Below are 24840 nucleotides of genomic sequence, written 5' to 3' on the forward strand. Positions count from 1 at the left end.
CTCAACGGGAGTCGCCTGGCGCAGCCACCTCGGAAAGGACGGCATACTTCAGCGCCACCTTGACCGGGTGCAATTGCCGCGCGGCTTTGCGCCCCAACCGCATTGATGCAGGCCCGCCATCGACTAACTTGCTTTGGCTGCAATCCCCTCGACTCACAGAAACCTTTCCCCAAAGACGGTCGGTTTCTCGCGCTCCTGTCCGGGGCCAACTGTGGATGGTCCTACGATCGGGTCAAAAGAGTTCGATGGATGAGGGTGCAAGTGGCGCCGACGCGCTCTGCTTGTCAGACGCCATTGGTATTACCGCGGGAATGCAGCCATCCTGACACCATGCCTGTTTTTGGGCAATTCAACGTGTTGCGTCTTTTGCCGATGCCCCCGCCTCTCGTCGCCGAGTCAGCTCTGGCTTGCGTGGTCGCGACCGAAGACCTCAAGCCTATGGCCAGCCAGAACGACAGTGTCGACTTTGCAACAATGTCAGAGGTCCGACTGACACGGGCGGCCCACAACCGTGCAGTTGAAAGCTTTTCTCTTTTGGCACGCTTGATGCAGCAGATGATCCTAAACTTGCGCGGAACCGCGATAGACCGAGAGGGGAATCCCAGGAATGAACATGACAGGCATCATTGCGTCGGTCGCTGTCGACTTTGTCTGTCTGCCAGCGGTTGGAACAGATGGATCCTACAAAGCGGCATTTCACGTCCTGGGCGAACCCGATGCGGAGAGCAACATGGCGGTCAGCGTTTTTCACGTGTGAAAGCCTGTGACGCGGTTCGAACTTAGTTCGACCGCAACCTATGGGAACAGGGAGCCGATCTGCAGCCAGAGCCAAGGCACAGTGACCGAGATCTACCACGATCACTGCAACATCGACGAGATCGTTGGATCATCAGGCACAGTTGAGGACACCAACTATGATGGGAGCATCGACAGCGGCGACGGGTAGGCAAGCCTGCTTAGCGACCAGCATCAGGTTGCTACTTCGAAGGAGCCTCTCACATCGAAGGCATCGTAGAGCCGGCCAGAGTTGCCTCTCGCCTGAAGCCAGGCGCGCGTCAAACCATTGTCGCCGTGCAGGTCTTTGCCGCCCTGTGCAATTTGGGAGACCAGGCATCAATGAAGCGGATCAGCTTGCTTCTGATGAGCGCATTTCGGGGTTCGGACCTGTGTCCCTCATGAAGAGAGTGGTTCGATCCGGCACAGACCCTTGGGCGGGGGGCTTGGTTGAGCCGGTGCCGGACCGAACCGTCTCAGGCAACGCCGGCTATGTCGAGGGATATTGCGGCAACTTCGTGGCCAAAACGTGGGGGTAATGTGTCGTAGATTCACCGATTCCAACACGCGCGTTGCAAACGTGACTGGAAGTTTAAGAAACCGCGCAGCGCCGCTGAGTTTGTCGGGAGTTCTGCACGTGGGCGGCTAGCTTGGCTGTGAAAATAGCCGCCCGATCAGGCGTCGGATTCAGGAAGGGAAAAACTCGCAATGTTGTTTCCGCGGGGCGCCGGGCGACATACAAGCCAGCCGGTGTCGCCCGGCCACATAGAATTCGACCATCTCCTTCGAAGGGCTCACAACAGAAAAACGTGTGTATCAGGACATTCGGATGCGAAGCAGAAGTCATGCGCTTCAATCTTGCGGACTGACGCAAAGGCCCGGCGATTTTTCATGACCGGGCAAGGCCGTTCCGTTTGTCGGCGATGCCGGAATGGCGAAATGACCCCGAGTCGGGAGTACATAGGTGAGGCGAGCCGGCCGGGTGTGGGGTCGGGCTCTCGGCCGTTCGGGGAGACGGCATGAGCGGCAGGGTTTCGCGGCGCCAGTTCATCGCAGCGGCGGCTGGCGCGGGGATCGCGGTCAAGATCGGTTTTCTGGGTCGGCCCGCATCGGCTGCGCTCATTGCCAATTCGCCCGGCCGTTCGCCAAACTGGATCGGACCGGACGGTCGGCCGCGTTTTCGGATGGACGCCGTGGCCAAGGTCACCGGGGACAAGACCTTCACCCGCGATTTTCGCGCCCGTGACATAGCGGGCTGGCCGCAGGAACAGAGCCACGCATTCCTGATCCGCGGCACCCGGGCCGACGCCCCGTTCGACGGGCTGGACCTCTCGGTGCTGGGCGAAGATCTCAAGCCCGACCGACTGATAGCCGGCGAAGACCTTGTCCGCGATGGTCTTGCGCCGCCGGAAACGACGGCTCCCGGCTTCTATGGCGACATGTTCCTGGTGCCGAAGGGACGCATTCCGCGCCTGCTCGGTCAGCCGGTCGCGCTCTTGATCTACAAGGATTTCGCGCGGTTCGACGCGGCCAAGCGGCTGGTCCGTTCCGCCAAGGGCATCGTGCGCTGGGGGGCGGCCGCCGGCTACGACACGCCACCGCATTACGGCGCCAGCCGGCTCGTGCGCATCGGCGGCGCGGCATCGGATGAAACCGACATTTATGCTCCGCTCGAAGGCACCACGATCTACGGCAGTTTCGACGGCGATCAGGTCGTCTGGCCGAAGCCGGATCAGAGCGGCGATGCGGCGGCCCGCGCCATGTGGGCGGCGGGCGAGATCGAGCGTGAGATCACGGCTGCCGGCGACGACGCATTGGTCCTGAAGCGAAGCTATTTCTCGCAGTCGACCGACGCCTGCGCGATGGAAGCCGACAATGGCAATGTCTGGTACGAGCCGGGCAGTTCGACCCTGCACGCACTCATCGCGACCCAATCGCCTTATGAGGTGGCGACCTCGACGTTGGAAATGCTGTCGAAATCGCGGTTTGCGGTGAAGGCGCTCGACCTTTCGATCGGTTACACGGTCGGATACGGTACCAAGGATCATTCGATCTTTCCCTACTACGCCATCCTGGCAGGCCTCTATGGCGACGGGCGGCCGGTGCGTCTTGCCAACGATCGGTTCGAGCAGTTCCAGATGGGGTTGAAGCGCCATGCCTTCTGGATGGAGAACACGCTTGTCGTGGATCGCTCCACGCACGCTTTCCGCATCATGAAAGGCAACCATCGCACGGATGCCGGAGGACGGCGCAATTTCTCGCCCGACGTTGGCAAGGTCGGGGCCAGCGCGGCGCAGAGCATCTATTATCTGCCGAAGAGCGATTTCTCGGTCGAGGTCCGCGCTTCACGCGCTGTCGATGCTGGCTCGACGCGCGGTTACGGAACGCTGCAGACCATGGCCGCTACCGAGATGATGGTCGATGAGGCGGCCGAACTGCTCGGCATCGATCCGATCGAGCTTCGCCTCAAGAACGCGTTGAAGACCGGCATGAAGAACTCGCAGGGCGCCATTGCCGGCGAGGCGCTAAGGACCGAGGAGGTCTTGAAGCGGGCCCGTGCCCATCCGTTGTGGAGGCATCGCGCTGCGAACAAAGCGGCGTTCGATACCGCCAATCCGGGTAAGTGCTATGGCATCGGTTTCGCGCAGGTGCAGAAGGATTACGGCACCGGAGCCGAGGCAGCGGTGACCACTCTGTCGCTCGATCCGTCCGGCCGGCTCACCATGCGCCAGAACGGCAATGATATCGGCACGGGCCTGACCACCTCGCAGGCGGTGATGGTCGCCGACATCATCGGCCGGGTGCCGGACGACTGCGCCTTCGGGATCGTCGACTGGCCCGAGATGCCTCTCGTCTCGACCGAGGAGCCCTATACGACGCCGCAGGACAGGGAGGACGCGCTGGCACGCAATCCGCGCTGGACGCCCTCGTTTATTTCACCGATGAGCGCCTCAAACAGCGCCTATTTCGTCGGCCACGCCACGCGGACGGCGGCGCGGGCGCTGCTGCGCCTGTCGCTCTGGCCGGCTGCGGTCGCGCTCTGGTCGAGTGGACCGGGCGGCGGGCGGGCGGAGCCGCTCGCTGTCGACATGGCGGACGTGCGGATCGCAGATGGCAAATTGACGGCTGGAGGGATGGAGCCGCTCGCACTGGAACAACTCGCGGCGGCGGCGCACAGGCTCGGCCTGGTCACGGGAGTCAGCGTCCATGTGTTCAACCGCTGGCAATGGGCCGAGGCGGTGTTCGATGTGCCGAACGTCGGCGCCGTCCGCTTGCCGGTCGACGCGCTTTCGGTCTGCTATGGCCAAAGCGCGCCGGCTGGTTTGAAGGCGCTGATGACCTGCGGCGGCTTCCATTTTCTCGACCGGCGCCAGGTCTTCTATCCGCCGGTAAAGCGCCAGAACGCCGCCGGCACCTGTTACACGGGCGTAGCGACGATCGCCGAAATCGCAGTGGACACCGCCTCAGGCGACGTGAAGCTCCTTGCACATCATTCCATCCTCGAATGCGGCACTCAAATCGTGCCGGAACTCGTCTCGGGTCAGCTCCAAGGCGGCCTGGCTATGGGCGTCGGCCCCGCCCTGCTCGAGGAATTGCCGCTCTATGAGGACGGTCCCGGCGACGGGACGTGGAACTGGAACCGGTATCGCCTGCCGCATGCCAGGGATGTCGCGGTCTGGACACAGACATCGGAGGTGTTGGCGCCGCTTTCCGAAATCGACCCACCAAAGGGAATGGCTGAGGTCGTGATGATCGCGATCGTTCCGGCGATCGTCAATGCCGTCAACCACGCCATCGGCAAGCGTTTTTATCAAACGCCGATCACGCCGGAAAGGATTTTGGAGGCCCTCCCGTGACCGTCGCCACGCGACCACTTTCGATGACCGTCAACGATCGCAAGGTCGGCCCGGTCGACGTACCCGACGATCTGATGATGATCGACTTCCTGCACGAATATCTCAACCTCACGGGCTCGCGGCTTGGCTGCGGCCAAGGCATCTGCCACGCCTGCGCGATCATTCTCGATGGGCCGGAAGGAAATTCTAGCGAGATGCGGAGCTGCATCACCGGAGCGCATTTCTTCGAGGGCAAATCCGTCCGCACCATCGAAGCGCATGCCGAACGCGACGCGAATGGCGATGTCGTTCCGGCTCTCGGTGATTCAGCAGGCCTTCGTCGAACGTTTTTCGTTCCAGTGCGGCTATTGCACGCCGGGCTTTGTCACCGGTGCAACCGTGCTGGTTGAGCATCTCAAAGAGAAGCCGGTCCGTAGGGCGGATGTCGAACGCACGATCGAGCAGGCGCTTGCGCCGCACATTTGTCGTTGCACCGGTTATGTCCGTTATTATGAGGCGGTCCGTCACGTGATCCTGAGCACGCCCGGCCTGGTACAGGGCTGAGGTCCGGCGATGAGGCGTTCCTGGATATTTGGCCTGCGGCACGCATCAGGTCGACGTGCAGCCAATACGGGCGTTTCTGTTTCCGGCACCTGGGCGTGTTCCTTTTGCTTGCCGCGGTACGGTCAAATAGTTCTCGTCCGTGCCTGCGCTTGCGCGGCACGCCTCGCAAGAATATGCGGCTCGCGTCCCAATGTTGCCGAAGCGGTCCAGAAGAGCGTCTCTTCTTGGCCCCGTTTCAAATCGAAGAACGGTTCACCGCTCATTTTCTGCTTTCGAGATCGCCGCATGGACCCAAGCGGGCACTTTCGCCTTGAGGGCGACTACGCGAGTCCATTCCTCGGGGGTCAGTCTGTTCTTGAGCAATTCGCGTAGTGGACACCGTTAGATCGGCCAAGGTGCGCGATTGCCCGGATGGCTTCGCCCGACCTATTCTTTGGCAGGCTCGTGATCCAGGCGGGCGCGTGCTTGAGGCGTATTGTGCAGCGGCCAAGTTTCAGGTTCTTCGACTTTCCGGTCGTGAGAGAGACTGTTTGAACCGGAACTTGTGTCGTCAGGCCGAGCTGGTTCGCCGCCGTAGCACCGGATTGACGATCCTCTCACCTGACAACGAAGCGTACGACTTCACGACGGCTTCCGCTTCCGGCAGCACATATCCATACGGCGTCTTCCTGGAGGGCGTGTACATTCCCCTGTAGACGTGCGCCAGTTGGCCCTTTTTCGCAAGTCTGCTGAGAGCTTGATCGGCTGCCGCACGGTTTCCAGAGCCAACGAATTCCTTCGAAGTGAGCAAAGCACCTTCCTTGGCTCTTTTCGTACGCATTTGAACCGCCCGCGTGACCCCTTCCATGGCATTAGCTCCTGTCAGAGAGAAGATTCGAGTTCTGACCGAATTGTCTCTTATCGTATTGATTAGAAAGAACAGTTCAAGATCGGCTATGGCCAAATCTGGACGCTATATCCCATCCAAATTATGACGCGGCCTGCCTGTGCATAACCGGAAGTCTGCATTGAGCTTTTTTGGAACGGGATCAAGGCTGCCGCAGGTCTTGGGGCCGTCCTGCGTGGACGAATGAGGCATCCCGGGTCGGGCGACTGCCGAAGATGGCTGGATTCATTGCCGCCTTCGCCCGGAACTTCAGGCCCGACGAGGTTGCCGATGATCGGCAGCTCCATGTCGGGCCGCGGCTCAAGGTTTTTGGGAATCAAATCGCGACCATCTTACGGCCGCACCAAAGTCGAAATCGGCCAATTCAGAATCCGAGCTTCAGCGTCGGATCCACAGTTCCGCGTGTTTTCCTGAAGGTCTCGCCGAAGTCGTCTTCCAGAGCCACATTGGCCAACGCAAATTCGACGAGCTCGGCATCAGATGTCAATCCGGTTCGAGCTTTGGCCTTCTTAATGAGATCAGCACTCACCGCCCCGTAATTCTGCCGTCCTTCTCAGCGCGCAGGCCGGATTCTTCCGCCCTCTGCAGGACGGCGTTAATCCTGGCCAAGCGACGCATCTGCAATTTCTCAGCCAGTTTGGGAAGGGTTCTCGTTCGCTTGCCCACGGATTCTTGGCCGCGACGCATACGTACAGCTGTCTTCGTCATCGGGATTTCCGCAGGTTCCGTTTAACAAAAATCGATTTTAGCAACATAGCAGGCAAGGTTTTTTTTCAAATACCCAAAAATAAAACGGGTGTTGGCAGCCCCGGAGTTGCGTTGCTGAAGCTCTCCGAAGGGAGGGATGCCACGGCTGCAACCGACCCGTTGGCGGGGTCCACTCGGAGCACCAGGTCGTAGGCGCTCCCGGGCCAAGCTCGCAGCGGGAGTTTTCACCTCGTCCGAGCGGCCCGGCAGCGCCAAGTTGGCACGATTCGGGAGTGGTAGCACCGCGCCAATTCGAAGACCGGTGCGGCCTTGACCCTCGCCAGCACCTGACATACTTTCTATAAGCAATTTGCGTAGGGAACGCGTGTGCAGCCCGATGATATCGAACTCATTGTGGACGCTGAAATTTCGGAGGACCCATGCCTCCTCTTTGATGTCGTCACGCCCGATGGCGTGCTTCAGCTATTGGGGGACGTGGAGATGGGCAGCAACCATCTTGTTGTCCGTGACCTCCATATTGGAGGCGATGCCCAGGTCCAATGGGGTTGGTCCAAATTGCGCAAGCTCGATCGAGTGATCGCGGAGAAGCTTAATGTCGACTACATCGAAGTTCATGGAGCGGTTCGGACAACGGGTGCGAACCCGGGACGTCGTCCAGGTGTCGTCAGGCTCTCCCGTCCGGCTGAGCTTCAGCTTTCTACACGGCGCGAATACTCCTGAGGCTGCTAGGGTTCTCGTCAGGAGACAGCTGCCGCTGAGGACGGCCCATGCGGTCCTCACGGAGATGGTCGATCAGGGCAAGGCGTTCGTGACTGTTCCTTGCGTCGACGACCTGCGGGCACTGAAGGACGAACTCTCGTCCGCAGGAGTGATCGCGAAGGTTCATGCGCCGCGGCCGATAAGCGTTCGCGAAGTTCGGGATAGCACCAAGCTGTCCCAGGAGGCGTTCGCCGTGAGGTATGGCCTCGATCTGGCAACGCTTCGAAACTGGGAGCAAGGTCGCTCGGAACCGGATGCAGCGGCGAATACTCTGCTTTGGACCATCGCCCGGAATCCGGAGGCAGTCGAAAAATCGCTCGACATGGAGGACGAAGTGGCGGCGCCGTCTCCCTAGTAGTCTAAGTCTTGGGGAGAGGCCGTCGGAACGGCCACTCCATCGCGCGGCTACTCGGCATGCCAATGAACTCTAACCCGACCGCGCTTTGCTCCATCGTGGGCATATCCCAATCAGATCCGCAAACTGCAGCACGACCTGTCGAGACGCACGGAGCACGCCCTGGAGGCGGGCCTGCGCCTTCGCGCGAAGACGGCCAAGCATCTCCAGTCCCTTAGCCAGAACCGGAATATCTCGTCACCGCTACGGCCCGGAACTGGCCGCCACCGCCTCCCAGATAAACCGGCTCACCGCCACCCTTGAAGAGATGGCGGCAAAGGTCACTGCATTGATCGCGCGGCCCGCGAGATTGCAGCAGGCAGATCCAGCTGCCTCCTGGGAGGTTCACGGCCGGGATTCAGCGGCCTCCTCGTCTGCTGCGACAGCTAGTCCGATGACATGATGCACCAGGAACACGTCGACGAGGTACGCAGCCTCGTCCCGGGAAATAGGCAACATGTCTGCCGTGATTTCATTATCGATATATGATTCGGCGTCCCATAGGGTGCGAGTCAGCTTCTCGTTGGGCTCAATCCGCTCAATGACCCTTTCGAACGCGGCGTTGGCGGCCTCGATAAGCAAGTTACGGTCGGCCCCGGCGACTGGCAGGGACGCAATAACGGCATGGGAATCCATGACGAACGTTTCCTTCTGGAGTGGCGGTCTCTTGCCTCAGCATTTTCGGTCGCCATGCCGACGCTGGTTCTTGCTGGGGTGGCTCGTCGAAGCGCCAGGCGCCAACTTGTGCTCACATGCGCAGCCGCAGGATACGCGAGAATTCGGCAGATGCAATCAAAGGTGACAAGCACGGCAGCGCCAGGGACAGAACAGTGTCGGCATAGTGGGCGAAAGGCGGTCTCCGAGCTTTAGGTTCCCGCACGAAGCGGCCTGGAACCCAAGCCTGATCCCCGGAGCCGCCGTCGCGCGTTCCGTCAAGCGCAGGCGCGCGCACTCCGCAAGGGCTTGAGCGGAGCGTCCCTTGAGGACGAGCACGGCTGCGCGAGGGACAGAGCGCGTCGGAGGCGGACCGGGTTCAGGCGGCCTGATCCTTGGTGAGTCCAGAGCGTCTTCTTTGGTCGGCCGCTCGGCGAAACGCTGTCCCTGGGGGTGGCAACCTGGCCCTACCATTTCGAAAGCAAGGAGCTAAGGGGATTAAGCCTTCCGGTTTCGGCACGCGTTGTGTAGTCGGCGGATAGATGAGTGTTGTGATGTCTGCTACAATCGAAAAGTAGCGTCGAGGGGGGGCGACAATGGTTGAAGTGTTCCGCGGAAGGAGCGGTAAACTCGAACACGAAGGGGCCGCGCTCGGCAGAGTCCATGCGCAGGCAAATCACCGCAAGGCGTTGGGGTACTGGCTCGGGTTCTTGAAGGGCGTGATGGCCAGCGAGCGGGTCGAGCGGGCGGAGATGCCGCCACTCAGGGTCGAAGCTGAGCAGTTCCTGTCCCTTCTTCACGACGATGATGCTGCCGAGCTCATCCGCGATCTGGACATTTGGGGTAACGCGCCCGAAGAGATCTACGCCGTCCTTGAAACGATAATCGGCATACGCTCACGGGAGTTTGTCGCCGCTGACGACAAGGACGAAGTCAACGAGTTCTACGGATTCTGTGCCGGTATCGCCTGCGACAACTCCATCACGCCAGCAGAGGTCGAAAAACTGCTGTCCAGGTTGGACTCGAGTGTGGTCCTGCGCAAAGACAGCCGCGTGGCATCTCTCGGAGAAACTGCCAGAAGGTCTTTTGCTGACGGTCGCATAACCGCCGACGAGGCAGAAGACATATGCGGGTGGATTGCCCGTCTTGTCGGCGACAGCGCGACAGACACGGGGCTGCCTACCTTCGGCAATGTGGGTGTCATTGACGGCGCCTTGGAGGATGCAAGCCAGTTCGTGATTCCGAGCCGGATGTTCGTCCTCACGGGAAAATTCGCCATCGGCCCGCGAAAGGCAGTCGCTGCGATGATTTGCGAACGCGGCGGTGATTGGAAGGACACCGTCTGCGGCCAGACCGACTACCTCATCGTCGCGGCCGAAGCGTCTCGGGACTGGAAGCACAGCCACGAAGGCACGAAGATCATAAGGGCAATGGAGCTTCGCGAAAAGGGAGGTCGGCCGGATCTGGTTCTTGAACCGATGCTGGCCAAAGCGTTGGGTTTCTGACCGCCTCCATCCGGCAAAGGGAAACCCTATTGTCTTGGAGGTGCGGCTTCAGAGCCTAGTCGTCGGAAGCGCGGAGCCTGAACACCTGAGCCTTAGTGAATCCTGATACGGGTCGTTTTTCAAGGCGGGTAGCGGCGGCACCTGGCGCCATCAACCCGCAAAGGATCGGCTGCGAGCATGCCGCCGCTGCGGCTGCGCCTGCGCCGTGATTGCAGCGCTCAGCCCGACACGTCGGGCGGCTGTCAGCGGGGATAGTCCTCCGCTCGGAACAGGAGCCGGATCGATGCCCCTCAACGAAGGCCACGCGGTTGTTTAAACAACATATAACCCATTGAAGTTACTGCCAAATGTTTTCTGGCCACGACCCTGAGGCGTCAAAAAGTTACGCTTTCTATTTTAGGGAAAATCGCCGAAAAAATATGTTTGAGGTTTCGTCAACTATCGGGACCGGTGGACGATTTTGCACCTGGCGGCCGCCCGCCAGCCTGCTCGACGCTCGTCAAAAAATACCGTCGCACAACCATGCATCCTAGACCGATGCCATCCAACCGCAAGGGAGCACCGCCCGGACTGCCCGCGCCTTGATCAATCCCTGCGTTCTGGTTATATTACTGGAAATATGTCGGAGGCAACTATGGGCAGCTCGCAAAAACGCGCCATTCAAAACTATCGATCTCGCCTCAGCGAGCGCGGCTTGGCGCGCTTCGAAGTGCTTGGCCGCGATGCCGATCGCGACCTTATTCGATCTTTGGCTCGCCGCCTGGCCGAAGATGGGCCGGACGCCTCTAGCCTGCGCGCTGCTGTCAGCCGGACCATCGCTGGCGAGCCGCCCAAGCTCGGCGGAATCCTCGCCGCCTTGCGTCGTTCTCCACTAGTCGGCGCTGATCTCGATCTTTCCCGCCCCCGTGAAGAGGGACGCAAGATCGACCTGTGACACGCTACCTCCTCGATACCAACATCATCAGCAATGTGGTCAAATCGCAGCCGTCGGAATCGCTTCTGGCATGGATGTCGAGACAGCGTGACGAGGACTTGTTCATCGCCTCGCTGACCGTTGCAGAAATCCTTCGCGGGGTTCTGGAGAAACCTCGTGGCAAGAAACGCGACGCACTCGACAAGTGGTTCTCTGGGCCTGAGGGGCCGCAGGCGCTGTTTGCAGGCCGCATCCTCTCGTTCGACGACAAGGCCGGGCTGATTTGGGCGCGGCTGATGGCAGGAGGAAAAGCGGCCGGCAAGCCGCGCAGCGGGCTCGATATGATCATCGCCGCTGTCGCCGGAGCGAACGAGTGCGTGCTGGTAACGGATAACGAAAAAGACTTTGCCGGGCTCGAGGTCGTCAATCCGATACGCGGAGCGGTCTGATGCGGCGGCGGGTCAAGGAATGCTCGGGAGGGCAAGATGGCTGAAACTCAGATAGAGTGGACAGACTCCACTTGGAACCCGGTCGCAGGATGCTCGATCGTTACGGCAGGCTGCACCCATTGTTATGCAATGGAGATGGCCAAACGCCTTGAGGCCATGGACGTCGCGAAATATGCGGGGCTTACCCGTAAAACGGGAAAGCGCACGGTGTGGAATGGCGTGGTGCGGGAAGACCGCGAGGCGCTGGCCATTCCCTACGGATGGAAGAAACCGCGAAAAATCTTTGTAAATTCGATGAGCGACCTCTTTCACGAGGGTGTCAGCGACGAGTTCATCCTCAAGGTCTGGAAGGTCATGCGCGAGACCCCGCGCCACAACTATCAAATTCTTACTAAGCGTCCCGAGCGAATGGCAGCCCTTGTCGCCTCGGCGATGGGCGACATCCTGCCCAATGTCTGGCTGGGCACGAGCATTGAAAACGCGGACGTCGTGAGCCGAGTCGACTATCTCCGCCAGGCACCCGCGACCATTCGCTTCATCTCCTTTGAGCCTCTGATTGGACCGGTTGGCACCGTCGATCTCCGTGACATCCATTGGGCAATCGTAGGCGGTGAAAGCGGCAAATTCGCTCGACCGATCAGGGAAGAATGGATCGATGAAATTTACGGCCAATGCCTGACGGCCGGTACCGCCTTCTTCTTCAAGCAGTGGGGAACCTGGGGCAAGGACAATAAAAAGCGTTCAAAGAAAGCCAACGGGCGTGAGTATCGGGGCCAGACTTGGGACGAGATGCCGACTACCCCGCAGGACGCGGTAGCAATGTAGAATAACATCCGGCGGGGGGAAGTTTAGGTGGTCGAAAAACGATATGAATGGGTTGACGGAGCAAAGCTGGAGGAACACTCTCGCCGCAAGCATAAAATATTGCGCGAATATGTCTTCGACTACCTGACGGTTCGCTGCAGGCTGCCTCAGCAGGAGCGCTTTCGCCTTGCTATCGTCGACGGTTTCGCTGGCGGCGGGCGCTACCAGTGCGGCTCACCTGGATCGCCGTTGATTTTCATGGAGGAACTGAAACGAGCCCTCGAGGCGGTGAACACGCAGCGCGCCGTCCAAGGGCTTGGCGCTGTCGAAGTTGAATGCCTCCTCGTATTCAACGACGCCAGCCGCGAAGTCATGGAGCTTTTGAAGGCGCACGTCGCGCCCATGCAAGCGGAGGCAAACCAAGCCTGCCCAAAATTGCATTTACGCGTCGAGTATCTAAACGAGTTCTTCGAAGTCGCCTATCCCAATATCAAGCGCCTACTGGAGCAAGGCCGGTATCGGAGCGTCATCTTCAATCTCGATCAGTGCGGGCATAGTCACGTCGAGCGAAACACCATTCTCGACATCATGCACTCCTATCCCGCGGCTGAGATCTTCTACACCTTCGTCATTAGCTCCCTGCTGGCCTTCCTTCAGAAGGACCAGCCGGAGCGACTTCGCGCCCAACTGGATCATCTCGGCTTGACGAGCAATGACATCCAAGCGCTGGATGCCCTGATGAGTCAGAAGGATTGGCTCGGCACGGCCGAGAAAATCGTCTTTGATGCTTTCCGGTTGTGTGCACCCTATGTCAGCCCATTCTCGATCAACAACCCCGGAGGATGGCGGTATTGGCTGATCCACTTCGCCAATGCTTATCGGGCTAGGCAGGTCTACAACAATGTCCTCCACGACAACGCCAGCTTACAGGCACATTTCGGTCGGTCTGGCCTTAACATGCTGTCCTATGATCCAAAGCATCATGAAGGCATGCTCTATCTCTTCGATATCAGCGGTCGAGCTTCGGCGAAGAATCAGCTTCTCGGGGATATTCCACGCCTGATCACGGAATCCGGGGACGCCATGTCCGTCATGGACTTCTATGAGAGCATCTACAACATCACACCTGCACATGCGGACGATGTGCACGCGGCGATCATAGAGAATCCGGACCTTGAGGTCATAACCCCCGCTGGAGGTGAGCGGAGGAAGGCCAATACAATTGGCGTCGATGACGTGATCAAGATCAAGAAGCAGATCAGCTTCTTCCCAATGTTCTTGAACGCCGGGACAAAGGGCGGTGCCAAAGGATGACCGCGCGGCGTCGGGACCCGGAATGGCGCGAGTTCGAATGCCTAGTCGCGCGGATTGAGGCCGACGCCGGACCTCAGGGCCTGGTCATCGCCGGATCGTCTTCGCTGCAAACTCACCGGTCGGATGAGAGAAGTGGATGCAAGCATTCGTGCTCGGGTCGGCAGCACCGAAATGCTTGTTACAATCGAATGTCGACGCTGGCGAAAGATCCAGGACGTAACTTGGATCGAGCAGCTAGCCACAAAGAAGTCTTCGATTGGCGCGGATCGAACCATTGCCGTCAGTGTATCTGGCTTTTCCCCAGAGGCTCAGATTGTCGCGTCTCATGAGGGCATTTCGCTGCGGAAACTTTCGGAAATTACGGTTGCGGAAATGAACTCGATCTTGCGACTGGACTTTGTGCTCTTTTGGCATCGGGCCTGTGCCATTGCACAGGTCGGCATCCGGAGATTTCGTTCGCTCGATTGGAAAGTTCCCAGTCCCCAGGACGTCGATTTCATTTTACCGGAGGATACTGACCCGCTCGCACCGATCTTTCGCAACACTGAGTCCGATACAACTTGGTCTCTAAACGATCTGTGGCACCAAATTCAAGGGGCCGCAGATCCGTTTGACGGCATTCATAAGGCGCAACCGCCTGCGTTCCGGACGGCATGCTTTCCTTATCCTGGCTCAGTCACCCTCACAACCACCAACGGCCCCTGCGTGCTGGGTGACGTCCTCCTCACCGTCGCACTTTGGACAGAGGCCGAGCAGATCACTCTCGATGAGGGGCACAAGGTCGAATACGCATCCGACGAGATGGCCGCGATCCAGCGCGTCGAGTTCGCCTCGCGCCGGCGAAAAACGAACGATTGGCGCATCTCCCTCCAGATCCCAAAAGACTCCGAGGACACCGCCGATCTGCGAATGGGAGGCGATCGGTCTGAAGCCGAGAAATAGCGACACACATTGCATTTTGAAAAACGTCTACCGGTTTGTGCCCCCCGCCCGGCCCTACGAATGCGCAGCAATCGGACAATCTGCTGTGAGAATCCTGGCCAGGGGCGTGCATCCCAGGGAGGGATCTCAATGAGTATCGCCCAGACAGTTCGACCGGTTCATTTGCGACCGGCCCATCGTCTCGGGTCGTAGCGGCTCTCGCTACGGCCGCCGCGAGCGATACTGGCCTGAACGTTGGACCCGATACGCGCTCTGGAGCAGAGAAGTGAGCTCGATCGGACTTGGGACGTGCTGATGGGGCGTATATCCACTCAGCGCGACCGCCTTGTCCGCTCCCCACAATCCGACAGTGGAAATCAAGCTGCTCATTGGCCCAAGCTCGCTGCTGAGGCTGCCTGGGGCATAAGGAATGCAGCTACATCTCTAATGACGTTCCCAAGATCGCCCGGATCGTGAGCGACTTCTCCAACAAACGCGCGCCACTGTCGCTGCTTTTGCGCATCCTCGGCAAAGGCCGACGTCAGCGCATCGGGCAGGTCTTGAGGTATCCCCGTTCCGCGCCGCGCGAAGGTGGCGGCGATCGCTCGTGGCAACCTGTCGTCGTCGAAGGTGAAGGACCGGCTAAGAATCCAGATGTCGTAGAAGTCCTTCATCCTGCTATTCGCCCGCCCCAGCGCCACCATCGCCTGAAATTTCTCGGCAATGACGGTTTCCCGCGCATAAGCCCGCAGCCGGGGCATGGGAAAGTCGAGCATGGAAGGATAGTCCAGCTCTTCGGCACCAGGCTCCAGCGCATCGCCAAAGCCGATGTCGATCGTCAGGCTGACCCGGGCGCCGCTGATCGAGGCCGTCGTCCGCAGCCTGAGCCCACCATACTCCAGCTCCTCGCGAATGCGGTCGACCCGGAGTGCGTCAGCGTCGAACTCGACGCCATCGCCAGCGTCCTGCGCCAGGACCTCCCGAAACGTCGCCAGCATCGGCTCCGCGCTCGGATCGCCAAAACCCAGCAGGTCAAGGTCGCGGGTGCCGCGGTGCGGATCATCGAACCAGCTCATCATCAGCATCGCGCCCTTCAGCACGAAGCGGTCGGCGTGGGGTGACTGGCTAAGCCGGAAAAGCAGCCGCTCGAGGGCGAAGCGGGTCAGAACCAGATCGAGGGTCTGGCCACTTACCTTGGCGAGTTGCAGCAGACGTGTGCGCACTGAGGCGCCGATGTTCTTGATCTCTTTAGCCATTGGCCGTCAGCGCCTCGATATACGGCCGGATGACCGTGGCGACACCGCCACGCTCAGCCTGCCTGGCAATTTCGCCGGGCGTGGCCTTGCGCTGGCGAAGCGCTTCCTGGAGGCCCTCGATCGCTACCGACAGGCCGATCTTGTTGCGATATCGAAAACAGTCCGCGATTGTTTTGACAACCCCAAAGACTTTTACGGTCACGCCCTCGACAACATGAGTTTCGACGCTGTCGTTGAGCAGACTTTCGGTAAAACGCACGATGCGAATGGGTGTGCCGTTGGGTTTGGGAGCCCAGTCCTTCTGGCCGATGGCCAGCCATACCTGTCTCGGAAGCTGATCCGTCAGCTGGTGGAATGCCAGGGCTGACACAAGGCAGACAACGCCTTTGGGTACGCGCTTGGCAGCCTCGGCTAGGCTATGATTAGCGTCGAGCGGCGCGTCGGAGAGCTGGTAGAGGCCGCGTGCGAGCCGGAGCACCTCCCCATCCCGTTCCATGCGACTCATCGTGGCCGCTGTTACGCCGGCGTTGCGCAGCTCCGCGAGACGCGCGATTCCGCGCACTGTCAGAAGTGCGTGGGCGATTTGGCGCTGGGGAGCGGGCTCTGGCATTGATACGAAATCTCGGAACTAAGGGGTTACAGTCCGAGGATTTGTATCACTTGTTGAGAATCAATGGAAGCCAATCGTCAGCCGCATTGAGCCTTGCGCCGCAGCCATACTTTGAGCTCGCCGTGGACGGCGGCGCCTTCGAGCAGGATATCGGTTTTCTTGGGATGTGGTCCATCGGGATAGAGATCGGAGCCATGGACAAGATGGATTTCATCCCCGTCGATGCTGAGCGTCCCATCGCGCGGCGACCGGCGCATGAAGGCCTCGGCCGTACGCCGCATCTTCGCAAGCCGGCCTTACCGCGCAGCCGCCGTTGTGCTGGGGCGCATCCGGTATGCACGTGTCGCAACAGATCCTTCAAAGAAAATCGCGGACTTTTAGCACTCTAAACCGCTGAGAATATGTACGTTGAGCCTATCATTTGGGCTGCGGGTCGAGACCGTGACGTATCGGAAACGATCTGCGATGCGGTCGGGCGTATTGACCTCGTCGGACGGCAAGATTGCCTCTGAAATTAGTGGAAGGACGCCAAATGGAGGAAGTCAAGACAAGGAGTGCCGGCCGATGATGACACTGGTCATGCGCCTAAAGGCCGCGGCTCATCTTGATCGACTTCGAATCCTGGGACTTTGTGCGCATGCGGACCTGACCGTCTGCGAGCTGGCAGAAGTTCTGAGTCTGTCTCGCGAGCACGTGGTCGCACACGTGCGCCAGCTCGCCAGAGCCGGCTTTCTTCTCGGCAACGAACAGCGCCCCTGGCCTTCGTACCACCTCGAAGCAGGAGGCTCGGACGGCGGCTTGGTTCAATTGTTGGTTGATCTCCTGCCCCACGGCGATGGCCATCACAGACAAGACCTACAGCGCCTGGAGGCGATACAGGGCGCGCGGTCCAAGGTGGCCGCCTGCTTGTCCTGAAACTTAGTCCCAATGGAGCGCGAAGCTGATATGGACAATTCGACTGGCGGCGCCATCGCGGAGCTTGACACTTGCGAGTGGCCTCACCTGGCTGTCGCAGATTCTCGCGTTCACGAGCTGCTTTTAAGACAGGAGCGCCAGGAGCGGACGACCCTCAAACTTATCGCCTCCGAGAACTTCGCGTCCTCGGCGGTGCTGGAAGCGACCGGGTCTATTTTCACCAACAAGTATGCCGAGGGATATCCCGGCGCGCGCTACTACGCCGGAAACGAGATTGTCGATGAGCTTGAGAACCTCGCCATCGAGCGATTGAAGGCGCTATTCGGCTGTGAACACGCCAACGTGCAGCCTTATTCCGGCTCGCCGGCCAATCAGGCTGTCTGTCGAGCGCTGTTGTGTCCGGGAGACAAGATGATGGGCTTGACCCTCCCCGGCGGCGGGCATCTGACGCACGGTTGGGCCGTCAACTTCTCTGGCACTGACTATCAGCGAGTTCCGTACGGGCTGCACGAAAAGACGCAGCAGATTGACCATGACCGCTTGCGCGAGACGGCCAAACGCGAACGACCGAAGCTCATTTGGGTCGGCGGAACTGCTTATCCGCGCATCTTTGACTATGAGGCAATGGCCGACATTGCTTCGGAGGTGAACTCCTATCTGGTAGCCGACATCGCCCACATCAGCGGCCTCATTGTCGCAGGAGCGCATCCGAATCCCGTTGGCCATTGCGATGTTGTCACCAGCACCTCTCACAAATCGATCCGCGGCCCCCGCGGTGGCTTCATCTTGTCAAGGAATGAAGACCGCTATCAGGCGCTCTACCATTCCAAGAGCAAACACAATCTGGCCAAACGCATAGACCGTGCCGTGTTCCCTCTCCTCCAGGGCGGACCGCACATGAATACGATTGCCGCGCTAGCTGTCGCTCTGCACGAAGCAGGGAATGCATCCTTCCGTGTGTACGGTCAGCAGATCGTCAACAACGCCAAGGCTCTGGCCCAGGCCCTTCTGGAGCGAGGTTATGAACTCGTCACGGGGGGCACTGACAATCACATGCTGATCCTTGATCTTCGGGACCGGCCGCTGTCTGGGAAAGCCTATGCCGAGCGTCTGTCGCAAGCAGGTATCATTACGAATTTCAACATGGTGCCGGGGGACCGGCGCCATCCCGCGCTCACCAGCGGCATTCGGTTAGGCACGCCAGCAGTGACGTCTGTGGGCATGCGCGAGGCGGAAATGCTGCAGATTGCCGCTTTCATCGACCTGGTTTGCCGCCAGCCCGATGATTCGGACGTCCATGCCCGCGTGCGCAGAGACGTTGCCGACTTCTGCGCTGCGTTCGACGTGCCGGGCATCTCCGACAGGTAAGACGGCCTGATCAACTGTCACATCTATTTCCAACGTTTGAAGCGAGGAAATCCCATGACCAGAAAATTCGTGTTCTCTTCCGAATCCGTCGGCGCTGGACATCCCGACAAGATGGCCGACAATATCTCAGATGGCGTGCTCGATGCGATCCTTCGCAAGGATCCCAAGGCTCGCGTTGCTTGTGAAGCGTTGGTGAAATCAGGGATGGTCGTTCTGGCTGGCGAGATCACCAGCCACGCGCAGATCGACTACAGCCAAGTTGCCCGCGATATCATTTTGGACATTGGATATGACGACGATGCGATCGGCTTTGACGGCCGGCGTTGCGCCGTGATCTTGGCCTTGACCGAGCAGTCGCCTGACATCAGCCAGGGCGTCGACGAGGGACGAGGGCAAGATCTCGAGCATGGAGCGGGGGATCAGGGCCTCATGTTCGGGTACGCGTGCAACGAGACCGAAACATTGATGCCGTTGCCAATCCAACTTGCTCACGAGTTGACAAAAAAACAGGCAGAGGTGCGCCAAACCGGACGCCTTGGCTGGCTTCGCCCGGACGTTAAATCACAGGTATCCGTCCGTTATGAGGGTTTGCGCCCGGTAGCGCTTGATACCATAGTCCTGTCGACGCAGCATGACGAGGAGGTCTCACAAGCCACGGTCCGCGAAGGCGTCATTGAGGAGATCATAAGGCCGGTCTTGCCCCACGACTTGGATACGACGGGGATAAGGTTCCTGGTCAATCCAACAGGCCGGTTCGTGGTCGGTGGGCCGCGCGGCGATTGCGGTCTCACCGGACGCAAGATCATCGTCGATTCCTACGGCGGTATGGGGCGTCACGGCGGCGGTGCCTTTTCGGGCAAGGACCCGTCCAAGGTTGATCGGTCGGCCGCCTATGCGGCGCGGTACGTCGCAAAAAACGTCGTTGCCAGCGGACTGGCGGAGGTGTGCGAGGTTCAGCTTGCTTACGCGATCGGTGTGGCCGCGCCGGTCTCTATCCTCGTCAATACATTCGGAACCGCAAAGATTGATGAAAAAAGGATCGAGCGCGCCGTCCTTGAGCTTTTCGATCTCCGGCCGAAAGGCATCATCAAGGCGCTTGATCTCTTACGGCCGATTTACCGCAAGACCGCGACATACGGACACTTCGGCCGCGAAGAGCCGGAGTTCACCTGGGAAAAGACGGACAGAGCTGACGACCTGTTGCGTGAGGCAGGACCGGCAGCTGCGTGATGCGCGGGTATTGGATGCGTCGGCATAGGGCGACCCATTCCACACTCGCCAAAAACACGCCGGCCCCGGCGTGGCGAGAAGCCGGCTCGGCTTTTTGGCGGAGACACTGATGTCGAAATATGACGTGCTTTGTATCGGTAATGCCATCGTCGACATCATCGCGCAGTGCGACGAGGCATTCCTCGAGACCAACGGCATCATCAAGGGCGCGATGAACCTCATCGACACAAGGCGCGCCGAGCTGCTCTACAGCCGCATGGGTCCGGCGATCGAGGCGTCCGGCGGCAGTGCCGGCAACACGGCGGCCGGCGTCGCCAGCTTCGGCGGCCGCGCCGCTTTCTTCGGCAAGGTCTCCAACGATGCGCTGGGCGAAATCTACGCCCACGACATCCACGCGCAGGGCGTCGCCTTCGACACCAGGCCGCTCAAGGGCGAGCCGCCGACGGCGCGCTCGATGATCTTCGTCACCCCTGACGGCGAGCGCTCGATGAACACCTATCTCGGCGCCTGCGTCGAGCTCGGGCCGGAGGATGTCGAGGCCGACAAGGCCTCTGGCGCCAAGGTCACCTATTTCGAAGGCTATCTGTGGGATCCGCCGCGCGCCAAGGAAGCAATCCGCCAGACGGCGATGCTGGCGCACGCGGCAGGCCGCGAAGTGTCGATGACCCTGTCGGATTCGTTTTGCGTCGATCGCTACCGAGACGAGTTCCTCGAACTGATGCGTTCGGGCACGGTCGATATCGTCTTTGCCAACAGCCACGAGATCAAGTCACTCTACCAGACATCGTCGTTTGACGAGGCGCTGGCGCAGATCCGCAAGGATTGCCGTATCGCCGCCGTGACCCGCTCGGAAAAAGGTTCGGTGATCGTGCGCGGGGACGAGACCGTGGTCATCAAGGCGACCGCCATCAAGGAACTGGTCGACACCACGGGTGCCGGCGATCTCTATGCCGCCGGCTTCCTGCATGGATACACGCAAGGCCGCGACCTGCAGACCTGCGGCGACCTTGGCTCACTGGCGGCCGGATTGGTGATCCAGCAGATCGGCCCCAGGCCACGGCAGAATCTGCGACGAGAGGCTGAGCAGGCGGGGTTGCTGTAGGGGGCATTTCCGCGAAGTGCTGCCCACCTTCCCGTTGTGCAGGCTGTCCAGACAAGCGCGTGTAAATCGAAATGTCGCGTGCCTGCGTGAAGGATGGCGGTTTTTCTCCAAATTTCAATTTTGCAGGCTTAGGAACGTTGTCGCACTTCGGGCCAGTACTGCCGCCCGATCATGAATGGCCAACACGAGCCATTTTTGACGAAGTCGTTTTGAGACGGGATCGTACAAAAGGCAGATTGCCCGAGGGGCGAGCCACAGTCTGCACACAGCGGAGAGTCGCGCAGAAGGGCTCAGCTCGACGGCGACATGAGACTTGCAAACACGCCGCAGGCGAACAATTCACATAAGCACATAAACATTTCTTTATACGGCATTGACAGCAATGCGAGCGGCTGCGATCGTCTGCGGGTCGTGGTTCTCCGCAAGGTGTTGCCGTAGCGGAGCTAAGAGGGAAGCCGGTGCAATGCCGGCGCTGCCCCCGCAACGTAAGCGGCGAGCCAACCCACCAATGTCACTGGGGCGAACTGCCCCGGGAAGACGGGGCAGAGGCTGTGACCCGCGAGCCAGGAGACCTGCCACGGCGAACAACGTCCACGGGCGGGGTGTCTGGTGGCCGCGGCAGCTCGGCGTTGATGCCGGCCTGCTAACGCCTTCCTTGGCCCCGCCCCAACCATCGGGGTATGGAATGAATGTCTCCCAGCAAGTTCCCATAGCAACGCTTGGCGTGCCGCGTATCGGTCGCCGGCGAGAACTGAAATTCGCGCTCGAAAGCTACTGGTCCGGAAAATCTTCTGCTGCCAACCTTCTGGCGACGGCGAAGGCACTGCGTGCCGCCAGCTGGAGCGAGCAGCGCGACCGCGGCGTGTCGAAAATCCCGTCGAACGATTTCTCACTGTATGACCATGTGCTCGACACCGCAGCAATGGTCGGCGCCGTGCCAGCTCGTTACGGCTGGACGGGCGGCGAGGTCCCGCTCGACATCTACTTCGCGATGGCGCGCGGGACGCAAGGCGATAGCGCGGGTTGCGGACGGGCCGGTCACGGGCATGCAGTTCAGGGGCAGCGCGTAACCGCGATGGAAATGACCAAATGGTTCGACACCAACTACCACTACATCGTGCCGGAGCTGGGCGACGATCAGACCTTCGCCCTCTCGTCGACGAAACCAGTCGATCACTTTCTGGAGGCAAAAGAGCTCGGCACCCATACACGCCCGGTCATCCTTGGACCGGTGACCTTCCTGAAGCTGGCGAAGTCTCCCGACCAGGGCTTCAATCCCATAGCGCTCCTGCCGCGCCTACTGCCCGTCTACGAGCAACTCCTGCAGAGGCTGGAGCTCTCGGGGGCCGACTGGGTTCAGATTGATGAGCCGGCGCTTGTGCTCGACCTTAGCCCGAACGAACGAGCTGCCTTCGAATTCACCTACGGGCAGCTGTCGAAAGCCGCGCCCAAGTTGAAAATTATGCTGGCTGCCTATTTCGGGCCGCTGGGAAACAATCTGGCGACCGCGCTTTCGCTGGGCCTGGCGGGCCTGCATCTCGACCTCGTGCGCGCTCCCGAGCAGTTGGAGACGGTTGGTCGGCTTGCACCGAAGGATCTGGTGCTGTCACTTGGCCTGATCGACGGCCGCAATGTCTGGCGCGCGAACCTGTCTGCAATTCTCGACCGCATCAAGCCGGTCATTGCCGGCTGGCCGCTGGACCGCGTCGAAATTGCGCCTTCCTGCTCGATGCTTCATGTGCCGATGGACCTGCGGATGGAGACCGCGCTCGATGTAGACGTTCGTTCGTGGCTGGCATTCGCCGCCCAGAAGACTGAAGAGCTGCTCGTGCTGGCCCAAGCCTTGTCCGAAGGCAGGGAGGGTGTAGCAGGCGCGCTGAAGGCTTATGAAGAGGCGGCCGCCGCGCGCGCAATGTTGACAAAAGTCCATGATCCGCTCGTCCGCGGGCGTGTTAGCAGCATTGACGGCGTGATGAAGCAACGAAAGAGCGCATTTGCCAAGCGCTCCAAAGTCCAGGCTGACGCGCTCGGCCTGCCGCCGTTCCCGACGACGACCATCGGGTCCTTCCCGCAGACGCCCGAGGTGCGCAGGGCACGCTCCGCTCATGCGAAGGGCCGGCTGAGCTATATCGACTACCAGGCCTTTCTGAAGAAGGAGACCGAGGCGGCGGTCCTTTGGCAGGAGGAGATCGGGCTGGACGTGCTGGTACATGGCGAGTTCGAACGCAACGATATGGTGCAGCATTTCGGCGAGCAGTTGTCCGGCCTCGCCTTCACCCAGCATGGCTGGGTGCAAAGTTACGGCTCGCGGCTCGTGCGCCCTCCCATCATCTTCGGCGACGTATCGCGGCCCAATCCGATGACGGTCTTCTGGTGGCAATTTGCCCAATCGCTGACGAAAAAGCCGGTGAAGGGCATGCTCACTGGCCCAGTGACGATTCTTAACTGGTCTTTTGTGCGCGACGACGTACCCCGCGCCGAGGTCTGCCGCCAGATCGCACTCGCCATCCGCGATGAAGTGGCCGACCTCGAAAAAGCTGGCGCAAGGGTGATCCAGATCGATGAGGCCGCGTTTCGCGAAGGCTTGCCCCTGCGGAAGTCCGACTGGAAACATTATCTGGGCTGGGCTGTCGAATGCTTCCGGCTCGCCTCGACGGGTGTAGAGGACGCGACCCAAATTCACACCCACATGTGCTATTCGGAGTTCAATGAGATCATTGACTCGATCGCTGAACTGGACGCGGACGTAATTTCGATTGAGACGTCGCGCTCCAAAATGGAACTGTTAGACGCCTTCACGAAGTCCAAATATCCGAATGACATCGGTCCTGGCGTCTACGACATTCACTCACCACGTGTCCCGGAAGTCGGCGAGATTTTACATCTCGCCCAACTTGCCCGCGCGCGACTGTTGGACGGCCAACTGTGGGTGAATCCGGATTGTGGCCTCAAAACAAGGAAATGGGAGGAGGTCCGGCCTGCCCTCATGAACATGGTCGCTGCCGCATGCGCGCTGCGGGAGAAAGAGCGGGCGCAGGTCGCTGGGCCACTGTGACCGGCAAACATGTGACCAGCGGGCTTCGCAGACAATTTCAAAGCAGAAAGGACGACATCGAAAAGCCGCGCACAGGTCGGTCGACGCGCGCGAGTCCCCACCCTTGTCGTCCAGCCGAAGGTCCGCTCGACGGCCCAGCGGCGGGCAGGATCCGGGAAGCGCTTCTGGTCCGAAGGACGGATGACTTCGACCACGAAATGGAGGAAGGCGGCTTTTGTCCGTGAGCTTCAGCCTCTCATAACGCCAGCGGTCAACAGACACGAGGGGCCAAAGCTGGCGGTCTCGCCTGAGCACCGGCATCATCGAGATATCGGCGGCGAGATCGACCATCGAGAGCATCGGTATCGAGGGAATGCGTCGCATGTGGCGGACAATCGACAAAATAGCCATACCGCCCAGCCGCAAGCTGCGACCATTACTCATCGCTTGAATTGAAACTTGGCTGCATCTGGCATGGGGTTTGCTCCGCTTCTGCTGAGGTTCGCTGAAAACAGAGTTTTTCCAAGGGCATGGACCGCGGTGGAATGTTGCTTCGACACAAAGGCAGCCGCCAACATTACGATCGGTCCAAGGATCTCAGGTGCGCTCTCCGAGCGTACCTTTTTCGTTGTGCAGGCTACCGGAGGAGCGGCGAGGAGCGGAATCAACCAAGGTGTAAGGAGCACTTGATGTCGAACATGATGAAGGCGTTGGTGAAGGCCAAGGCCGAACCGGGCATCTGGATGGAAGAGGTGCCGGTGCCGGAGATCGGCCCGAACGACGTTCTGATCAAGATCAAGAAGACCGCGATCTGCGGTACCGACGTCCACATCTACAATTGGGA

At 60.1% G+C, this 24840-nt stretch carries 24 protein-coding genes, 1 pseudogene and 1 riboswitch; of the genes and pseudogenes, 18 read left to right on the plus strand and 7 right to left on the minus strand.

The window, feature by feature from the left end:
* Positions 1-613 precede the first annotated feature (613 nt).
* From AC0L2Z_RS28300 to AC0L2Z_RS28315, 4 genes are all read left to right on the plus strand, one after another.
* Positions 614-757, plus strand: a complete 144-nt coding sequence (locus tag AC0L2Z_RS28300; RefSeq protein ID WP_473479330.1) for a hypothetical protein — start codon at positions 614-616, stop codon at positions 755-757.
* Between the two features lie 1036 nt (positions 758-1793).
* Positions 1794-4631, plus strand: a complete 2838-nt coding sequence (locus tag AC0L2Z_RS28305) for a xanthine dehydrogenase family protein molybdopterin-binding subunit (protein WP_473629891.1) — start codon at positions 1794-1796, stop codon at positions 4629-4631.
* 77 nt (positions 4632-4708) lie between these two features.
* A complete protein-coding gene (locus AC0L2Z_RS28310) occupies positions 4709-5020 on the plus strand; it encodes a (2Fe-2S)-binding protein (protein WP_473629906.1) in 312 nt (103 codons plus the stop codon).
* The gene (locus tag AC0L2Z_RS28315) at positions 4908-5174 is read left to right on the plus strand and encodes a 2Fe-2S iron-sulfur cluster-binding protein (RefSeq protein WP_473629892.1); all 267 of its coding nucleotides are present in this window, start codon (positions 4908-4910) and stop codon (positions 5172-5174) included. Before AC0L2Z_RS28310 ends, AC0L2Z_RS28315 begins: the two co-directional genes overlap by 113 nt.
* A 344-nt stretch (positions 5175-5518) precedes the next feature.
* On the opposite strand, the gene AC0L2Z_RS28320 is transcribed toward AC0L2Z_RS28315, so the two are convergent.
* From AC0L2Z_RS28320 to AC0L2Z_RS28330, 3 genes are all read right to left on the minus strand, one after another.
* Entirely contained in the window at positions 5519-5728 is a 210-nt protein-coding gene (locus tag AC0L2Z_RS28320; RefSeq protein WP_473629907.1) for a DUF6088 family protein, read from the minus strand.
* Positions 5725-6021: a DUF6088 family protein gene (locus tag AC0L2Z_RS28325; RefSeq protein ID WP_473629893.1), complete on the minus strand. Its 297-nt coding sequence runs from the start codon at positions 6019-6021 to the stop codon at positions 5725-5727. The genes AC0L2Z_RS28320 and AC0L2Z_RS28325 overlap by 4 nt, the downstream gene beginning before the upstream one ends.
* Before the next feature lie 403 nt (positions 6022-6424).
* On the minus strand, positions 6425-6589 hold the full coding sequence (locus tag AC0L2Z_RS28330; protein ID WP_473629894.1) for a hypothetical protein: 165 nt from the start codon (positions 6587-6589) through the stop codon (positions 6425-6427).
* 545 nt (positions 6590-7134) lie between these two features.
* Between AC0L2Z_RS28330 and AC0L2Z_RS28335 the strand changes: the two genes are divergently transcribed.
* Positions 7135-7488, plus strand: coding sequence for a hypothetical protein (locus AC0L2Z_RS28335; protein WP_473629895.1), 354 nt, complete (start codon positions 7135-7137; stop codon positions 7486-7488).
* Positions 7489-7552: 64 nt separating this feature from the next.
* Positions 7553-7882: a helix-turn-helix domain-containing protein gene (locus AC0L2Z_RS28340; RefSeq protein ID WP_473479318.1), complete on the plus strand. Its 330-nt coding sequence runs from the start codon at positions 7553-7555 to the stop codon at positions 7880-7882.
* Positions 7883-8266: 384 nt separating this feature from the next.
* Here the strand turns inward: AC0L2Z_RS28340 and AC0L2Z_RS28345 are convergent, their stop codons facing one another.
* Positions 8267-8557 (minus strand): hypothetical protein, encoded by a 291-nt coding sequence (locus tag AC0L2Z_RS28345; protein WP_473629896.1) that lies wholly within the window; start codon positions 8555-8557, stop codon positions 8267-8269.
* A gap of 614 nt (positions 8558-9171) precedes the next feature.
* On the opposite strand from AC0L2Z_RS28345, the gene AC0L2Z_RS28350 reads away from it, so the two are divergent.
* The 6 genes from AC0L2Z_RS28350 to AC0L2Z_RS28375 all read left to right on the plus strand — a co-directional run bounded on the left by AC0L2Z_RS28350 (position 9172) and on the right by AC0L2Z_RS28375 (position 14502).
* A complete protein-coding gene (locus tag AC0L2Z_RS28350; protein ID WP_473629897.1) occupies positions 9172-10080 on the plus strand; it encodes a BRCT domain-containing protein in 909 nt (302 codons plus the stop codon).
* Positions 10081-10714: 634 nt separating this feature from the next.
* On the plus strand, positions 10715-11014 hold the full coding sequence (locus AC0L2Z_RS28355) for a hypothetical protein (protein WP_473586336.1): 300 nt from the start codon (positions 10715-10717) through the stop codon (positions 11012-11014).
* Complete coding sequence (locus tag AC0L2Z_RS28360) at positions 11011-11442, plus strand: PIN domain-containing protein (RefSeq protein WP_473629898.1); 432 nt, start codon at positions 11011-11013, stop codon at positions 11440-11442. The genes AC0L2Z_RS28355 and AC0L2Z_RS28360 overlap by 4 nt, the downstream gene beginning before the upstream one ends.
* A gap of 36 nt (positions 11443-11478) precedes the next feature.
* On the plus strand, positions 11479-12267 hold the full coding sequence (locus tag AC0L2Z_RS28365) for a DUF5131 family protein (RefSeq protein ID WP_473629899.1): 789 nt from the start codon (positions 11479-11481) through the stop codon (positions 12265-12267).
* Positions 12268-12294: 27 nt separating this feature from the next.
* The gene (locus tag AC0L2Z_RS28370; RefSeq protein WP_473629900.1) at positions 12295-13560 is read left to right on the plus strand and encodes a three-Cys-motif partner protein TcmP; all 1266 of its coding nucleotides are present in this window, start codon (positions 12295-12297) and stop codon (positions 13558-13560) included.
* Positions 13561-13692: 132 nt separating this feature from the next.
* Complete coding sequence (locus tag AC0L2Z_RS28375; RefSeq protein ID WP_473629901.1) at positions 13693-14502, plus strand: restriction endonuclease; 810 nt, start codon at positions 13693-13695, stop codon at positions 14500-14502.
* Positions 14503-14867: 365 nt separating this feature from the next.
* On the opposite strand, the gene AC0L2Z_RS28380 is transcribed toward AC0L2Z_RS28375, so the two are convergent.
* The 3 genes from AC0L2Z_RS28380 to AC0L2Z_RS28390 all read right to left on the minus strand — a co-directional run bounded on the left by AC0L2Z_RS28380 (position 14868) and on the right by AC0L2Z_RS28390 (position 16628).
* Positions 14868-15737 (minus strand): nucleotidyl transferase AbiEii/AbiGii toxin family protein, encoded by an 870-nt coding sequence (locus tag AC0L2Z_RS28380; RefSeq protein WP_473629902.1) that lies wholly within the window; start codon positions 15735-15737, stop codon positions 14868-14870.
* Positions 15730-16347: a type IV toxin-antitoxin system AbiEi family antitoxin domain-containing protein gene (locus tag AC0L2Z_RS28385; protein ID WP_473518269.1), complete on the minus strand. Its 618-nt coding sequence runs from the start codon at positions 16345-16347 to the stop codon at positions 15730-15732. Before AC0L2Z_RS28385 ends, AC0L2Z_RS28380 begins: the two co-directional genes overlap by 8 nt.
* Before the next feature lie 77 nt (positions 16348-16424).
* Positions 16425-16628, minus strand: coding sequence for a hypothetical protein (locus AC0L2Z_RS28390; protein WP_473629903.1), 204 nt, complete (start codon positions 16626-16628; stop codon positions 16425-16427).
* Positions 16629-16911: 283 nt separating this feature from the next.
* Between AC0L2Z_RS28390 and AC0L2Z_RS28395 the strand changes: the two genes are divergently transcribed.
* The 6 genes and pseudogenes from AC0L2Z_RS28395 to tdh form a co-directional block, all read left to right on the plus strand.
* On the plus strand, positions 16912-17262 hold the full coding sequence (locus AC0L2Z_RS28395; RefSeq protein WP_473488981.1) for an ArsR/SmtB family transcription factor: 351 nt from the start codon (positions 16912-16914) through the stop codon (positions 17260-17262).
* Positions 17263-17292: 30 nt separating this feature from the next.
* Entirely contained in the window at positions 17293-18630 is a 1338-nt protein-coding gene (locus AC0L2Z_RS28400; protein WP_473629908.1) for a serine hydroxymethyltransferase, read from the plus strand.
* 54 nt (positions 18631-18684) lie between these two features.
* Positions 18685-19860, plus strand: a complete 1176-nt coding sequence (gene metK, locus AC0L2Z_RS28405) for a methionine adenosyltransferase (protein WP_473629904.1) — start codon at positions 18685-18687, stop codon at positions 19858-19860.
* A 109-nt stretch (positions 19861-19969) separates the two neighbouring features.
* On the plus strand, positions 19970-20962 hold the full coding sequence (locus AC0L2Z_RS28410) for an adenosine kinase (protein ID WP_473629905.1): 993 nt from the start codon (positions 19970-19972) through the stop codon (positions 20960-20962).
* Positions 20963-21357: 395 nt separating this feature from the next.
* Positions 21358-21556, plus strand: a riboswitch (cobalamin riboswitch).
* 115 nt (positions 21557-21671) lie between these two features.
* On the plus strand, positions 21672-24017 hold the full coding sequence (gene metE, locus AC0L2Z_RS28415) for a 5-methyltetrahydropteroyltriglutamate--homocysteine S-methyltransferase (RefSeq protein ID WP_473629909.1): 2346 nt from the start codon (positions 21672-21674) through the stop codon (positions 24015-24017).
* 668 nt (positions 24018-24685) lie between these two features.
* Positions 24686-24840: pseudogene (gene tdh / locus AC0L2Z_RS28420) on the plus strand (L-threonine 3-dehydrogenase); the annotation flags it as partial.

This window comes from Mesorhizobium sp. WSM4850 (assembly GCF_055811735.1).

What these genes read in the sequence shown, in the direction of transcription:
- AC0L2Z_RS28300 (WP_473479330.1), top strand. Translation starts at nt 614, where the DNA reads ATGACAGGCATCATTGCGTCGGTCGCTGTCGACTTTGTCTGTCTGCCA.
- AC0L2Z_RS28305 (WP_473629891.1), top strand. Translation starts at nt 1,794, where the DNA reads ATGAGCGGCAGGGTTTCGCGGCGCCAGTTCATCGCAGCGGCGGCTGGC.
- AC0L2Z_RS28310 (WP_473629906.1), top strand. Translation starts at nt 4,709, where the DNA reads ATGATCGACTTCCTGCACGAATATCTCAACCTCACGGGCTCGCGGCTT.
- AC0L2Z_RS28315 (WP_473629892.1), top strand. Translation starts at nt 4,908, where the DNA reads ATGGCGATGTCGTTCCGGCTCTCGGTGATTCAGCAGGCCTTCGTCGAA.
- AC0L2Z_RS28325 (WP_473629893.1), bottom strand. Translation starts at nt 6,021, where the DNA reads ATGGAAGGGGTCACGCGGGCGGTTCAAATGCGTACGAAAAGAGCCAAG.
- AC0L2Z_RS28340 (WP_473479318.1), top strand. Translation starts at nt 7,553, where the DNA reads ATGGTCGATCAGGGCAAGGCGTTCGTGACTGTTCCTTGCGTCGACGAC.
- AC0L2Z_RS28345 (WP_473629896.1), bottom strand. Translation starts at nt 8,557, where the DNA reads ATGGATTCCCATGCCGTTATTGCGTCCCTGCCAGTCGCCGGGGCCGAC.
- AC0L2Z_RS28350 (WP_473629897.1), top strand. Translation starts at nt 9,172, where the DNA reads ATGGTTGAAGTGTTCCGCGGAAGGAGCGGTAAACTCGAACACGAAGGG.
- AC0L2Z_RS28355 (WP_473586336.1), top strand. Translation starts at nt 10,715, where the DNA reads ATGGGCAGCTCGCAAAAACGCGCCATTCAAAACTATCGATCTCGCCTC.
- AC0L2Z_RS28365 (WP_473629899.1), top strand. Translation starts at nt 11,479, where the DNA reads ATGGCTGAAACTCAGATAGAGTGGACAGACTCCACTTGGAACCCGGTC.
- AC0L2Z_RS28380 (WP_473629902.1), bottom strand. Translation starts at nt 15,737, where the DNA reads ATGGCTAAAGAGATCAAGAACATCGGCGCCTCAGTGCGCACACGTCTG.
- AC0L2Z_RS28385 (WP_473518269.1), bottom strand. Translation starts at nt 16,347, where the DNA reads ATGCCAGAGCCCGCTCCCCAGCGCCAAATCGCCCACGCACTTCTGACA.
- AC0L2Z_RS28390 (WP_473629903.1), bottom strand. Translation starts at nt 16,628, where the DNA reads ATGCGGCGTACGGCCGAGGCCTTCATGCGCCGGTCGCCGCGCGATGGG.
- AC0L2Z_RS28395 (WP_473488981.1), top strand. Translation starts at nt 16,912, where the DNA reads ATGATGACACTGGTCATGCGCCTAAAGGCCGCGGCTCATCTTGATCGA.
- AC0L2Z_RS28400 (WP_473629908.1), top strand. Translation starts at nt 17,293, where the DNA reads ATGGACAATTCGACTGGCGGCGCCATCGCGGAGCTTGACACTTGCGAG.
- metK (WP_473629904.1), top strand. Translation starts at nt 18,685, where the DNA reads ATGACCAGAAAATTCGTGTTCTCTTCCGAATCCGTCGGCGCTGGACAT.
- AC0L2Z_RS28410 (WP_473629905.1), top strand. Translation starts at nt 19,970, where the DNA reads ATGTCGAAATATGACGTGCTTTGTATCGGTAATGCCATCGTCGACATC.